Source organism: Spirochaetota bacterium (assembly GCA_040756435.1).
Lineage (GTDB): Bacteria > Spirochaetota > UBA4802 > UBA4802 > UB4802 > UBA4802.
On the sequence record JBFLZD010000105.1, the window covers coordinates 1 to 4,768 of the forward strand.

The 4,768-nt window shown below is 40.2% G+C and carries 2 protein-coding genes; one reads left to right on the forward strand and one right to left on the reverse strand.

The window, feature by feature from the left end; translation table 11 throughout:
* The coding region (gene glgP / locus AB1444_16160; GenBank protein MEW6528190.1) for an alpha-glucan family phosphorylase at positions 1-2,494 on the forward strand (2,494 nt) is incomplete at its 5' end.
* A gap of 299 nt (positions 2,495-2,793) precedes the next feature.
* On the opposite strand, the gene lepA is transcribed toward glgP, so the two are convergent.
* A complete protein-coding gene (lepA, locus tag AB1444_16165) occupies positions 2,794-4,596 on the reverse strand; it encodes a translation elongation factor 4 (GenBank protein MEW6528191.1) in 1,803 nt (600 codons plus the stop codon).
* Between the last annotated feature and the right edge of the window lie 172 nt (positions 4,597-4,768).

A 4,768-nucleotide genomic window follows, 5' to 3' on the forward strand; every position in this document is an offset into this window, starting at 1 on the left:
GAAAACAATTGCATATAATATGTGGTGGGTATGGAACTTTGAAGCAATTGAATTATTCCGACGCCTTAATGTAGAATTATGGCGTGAATCAAATCATAATCCCGTAGCCCTTTTGGGTATGCTTTCACAATCTGAATTAGATGAAGCAGCTGATTCAGAAAGTTTTATGGCTCATTTAAAGCGTGTTTCAGAAGAATTGGAATGGCACCTAACAAAAAAATCATGGATTGAAGAAGCGTATCCAACATATAAAGACATGCAGATTGCCTATTTTAGTGCGGAGTTTGGTATTCATGAATGCCTGCCCATTTATTCCGGTGGTCTGGGTGTTCTGGCAGGAGATCATATAAAGTCAGCAAGTGAATTAGGATTGCCGTTTTTTGCAGTTGGCCTTTTATACCGTTTGGGATATTTTCATCAGTATTTGAATATTGATGGCTGGCAGCAGGAGCGTTATCCAGAAACTGATTTTCATAACCTACCTTTGCAACTGGTTATGAAGGATGATAAACCATTGATCATTGATGTTGAATTCCCTGGTAGAAATGTGTATGCTCAGGTATGGGAATGCATTATTGGGCGCATACGATTGTACCTGCTTGACACCAATATTTCGGAAAACAGTATTGAGGACCGTACCATCACTGATCAGCTCTATGGCGGTGACGTTGAAATGCGTATCAAACAGGAAATGCTACTTGGGATTGGCGGGTATAGAATGCTCAAAGCTTTAGGGAAGAATATATCAGTGTACCATATGAATGAAGGGCATTCGGCATTCCTGAGTATAGAACGAATTTATGATGCAATGGTTTCCCACAAAATGAATTTTTACGAAGCACTGGAGTTTATTACTGCTGGTACTGTTTTTACTACCCATACACCTGTACCTGCAGGCAATGATAGGTTTTCGCCTGAGCTGATTGATAAGTATTTGTCACATTATTACCAGAAGTTAGGTATCTCGCGTGAAGAGTTTTTAGGTTTGGGAAGGGAAAACCCACAGGATAAACTGGAAACATTCTGTATGACGGTACTTGCAATAAAGACTGCTGCACATTGTAATGGCGTATCAAAATTGCATGGATCAGTTTCACGAAAAATGTGGAGTAATATCTGGCCGGGACTGCCTGTCAACGAAGTTCCCATTCATCATGTAACTAACGGTGTGCAGATATTGTCATGGACATCAGATGAAATGATGCGTTTACTCAATCGTTATCTGGGGCCACGATGGATAGATAATCCCGTTGATAAAACTATCTGGAAAAATATTGATACCATACCTGATTCTGAGTTATGGCGATGCCGTGAGCGATTGCGTGAGCGAGTAGTAGCATTTGCACGAAAAAAATTACGTGAGCAACTAATTGCACGTGGTGCGCCGCGTGCTGAAGTTGAAAAAGCTGATTCGGTTCTTGATTCAGAGGCCCTAACAATAGGATTTGCACGTCGTTTTGCAACATACAAAAGGGCAACACTACTATTAAAAGATATGCAGCGCCTGGAGCGTATACTCCTTGATAAAGAAAGGCCTGTTCAGATTATCTTTGCCGGGAAGGCGCATCCGCGTGATAACATGGGCAAGGAATTGATTAAACGGGTTATCCATTTAGGCCGAGATGATCGATTCAGAAGCAAAATAGTTTTCCTGGAGGATTATGATATTAACATTGCACGGTATTTAGTTCAGGGAGTGGATGTGTGGTTAAATACACCTATACGCCCGCAGGAAGCATCAGGCACCAGTGGGATGAAGGTTGTTCCTAACGGTGCACTCAATATAAGCGTACTTGATGGATGGTGGCCTGAGGCATTCAATGGTAATAATGGATGGGCAATAGGCAAGGGTGAGGAATATCAGGATCCTGAGTATCAGGATGAGGTGGAAAGTTTATCATTGTACAACATCCTGGAACAGGAAGTAATTCCACTATTTTATACAAGAGGTGCTGATGGAATACCTCGTGAGTGGGTTCGAAGAATTAAAGAATCCATGAAGACAATTTTGCCACAATTTAATACCAACAGGATGGTGAAAGAATATACCGAATTGTATTATCTCACAGCCTATGATAGTTATGTGAAGTTTAGTAATAATAACTTCAAAGCTTCACGTGAGCTTGCAAAGTGGAAACATCATATACGGCAGAAATGGCAGCAAATTGCTGTTGAGTCTATTACTCATGAAAGCAAAAAAGAAATAATAGTTGGATCTCAACTGAAAGCAAAAGCTGTTATTAACTTAGGTGAATTGAAACCAGCTGATGTGCAGGTTGAGTTGTATTTTGGCAATCTTAATCAGAAAGGTGAGATTGAAGAAGGTGCTGCATTGCCCATGCTCATGGTTGAGGATCTGGGAAATGGCAAATATACATACGAAGGACGAATGCTTTGCCTTAAATCAGGCCAGTTTGGTTTTACCGTGAGGGTTATACCACTTCATGCTGATATGCCACGTAAATATGAATCGCGGATGATTACCTGGGCATAATACTGCTTAATTTCATTAATTATTCCTATAATATGGAGATATGAACATAATATAAAATGAGGGTGTCCCAAAAGACACCTCATTGTAATTACTGTACACCTCCGTCATTGCGAGGAACAAAGTGACGAAGCAATCTCGTCTTTCATAACACTGGAATTGCTTCCCTTTGGCAAGTGGTTACCAAGCTTGTAGAAGCACTCAGCACAGGCGCTACGCTCGCAATGACATTGCACTCACATTATTGCGAGCACCACGGTTTGTTTTGAGACAGCCCCATATTCACTATTAAATTTTTTAACTTAATCTATCTTCAAAATGGTAAGAAATGCTTCCTGTGGTATTTCTACAGAACCAATCTGTTTCAGGCGCTTTTTCCCTTCTTTCTGCTTTTCCAGTAACTTTCGTTTGCGGGTAATATCCCCACCGTAGCATTTTGCGGTGACATTTTTACGTAGTGGGGAAATATTTTCCCTGGCAATGATGCGAGAGCCTATCGCCGCCTGAAGTGGAATTTTGAATTGCTGGCGCGGTATAATGTCTTTTAATTTTTCAATAATTTCACGCCCGCGTTTATATGCCTTGTCCTTATGTACCATGAATGATAGGGCATCAACCGGTTCTTCATTGACCAGAATATCTACTTTGACAATATCGGAAGCTCTATAATCAGTAAGTTCATAATCAAATGATGCATAACCACGCGTGCAAGATTTAAGTTTATCGTAAAAATTAAACATTATTTCAGCTAATGGTATTTCGTAGGAAAGCTGTACACGGGTTTGATCAATGTATTCCATTCTTTTGTGAATTCCCCTGCATTCACTGACCAGTGACATTATATTGCCTATGTATTCCGATGGTGTTATAATGGTTGCATCTACAAACGGTTCTTCGATGCGTTCAATCTGAGAAGGGTCAGGCATTTTAACCGGGTTGTCAATCATTACCGTAGTCCCACTGGTTAATATTACCCTGTATTCAACCGTAGGAGCGGTGGTAATAAGTGCCAGTCCAAATTCACGTTCCAGTCTTTCCTGGACAATTTCCATATGTAAAAGCCCTAAATAACCACATCTAAATCCAAAACCTAATGCATACGAGTTATCAGGTTCAAAAAATAATGCTGCATCATTTAATTTTAATTTATACAGTGCCTCCTTTAAATCGTCATAGTCATCACTGATTGATGGATAAAGGCCTGAGAATACCATTGGCTTTGCTTCTCTGAAACCAAGAATTGGTTCAGCAACAGGATTCTGGGCAGATGTTATGGTATCACCGGTTCGGGTATCGGTAAGTTGCTTTATACCTGCGGTAATGTACCCAACTTCACCGGCAGTAAGTTGCGCGCGCTTTTCTCTTTTTAATCTGAAATGACCAACTTCAGTTACTTCATATTGTTTTTGATTTGAGAAAAGCATTATGATATCATCTTCTTTTACGGTACCGTCAAATACTCTTACTTTTGTAACTACACCAACATACTGGTCAAAATATGAATCAAATATTAATGCCTTCAGTGGTCCATCAGGATTGCCCTGTGGGGATGGAATTTTTGATACAATTGTTTCTAAAAGCTCATCTATTCCAATGCCTTCACGTGCTGACACGCAGATAGCAGTTTCAGGATCAAGTCCTAAGCTCTTTTTGATGCTTTCCTTTGTTCGGGGAATATCAGCATTAGGCATATCAATTTTGTTTATAACAGGTACTATGGTAAGGTCATTTTCAAGGGCAAGGTACATATTGGCAATTGTTTGTGCTTCAACGCCCTGGGTGGCATCAACAAGAAGCAATACACCTTCACATGCTGCCAGTGCACGTGAAACCTCATAGGTGAAGTCTACATGTCCTGGTGTATCTATGAGATTGAACGTATAGATGTTGCCGTCTTTGGACGGATAGTTAAGGGTAATAACATTTGCTTTTATGGTGATTCCGCGCTCACGTTCAATATCCATATCGTCAAGAAGCTGGTCAACATGATTGCGTGGATCAATGGCATTGCACCGCTCAATGATGCGATCGGCCAATGTTGACTTCCCATGATCAATGTGGGCAATAATGGAAAAATTTCGTATTAACGACTGTTTCATATACATGCAACCTTTCGAATCCTTTTTGCATACACAAACATTTTAATATACCTATAATATAGCGTGTAATAGTATGAAAGTGGATCTTTTATTAGCAATTTTTTCCATTAATAATTCCTTAAAAAATTTCATAATGAATACTAGTGTACACCCCCGCCGCCGAAGGCGGCGGGGGTGT

Bases quoted from the DNA above. Each gene is read 5' to 3' on its own strand.
- lepA (MEW6528191.1), bottom strand. From the start codon at position 4,596: ATGTATATGAAACAGTCGTTAATACGAAATTTTTCCATTATTGCCCAC.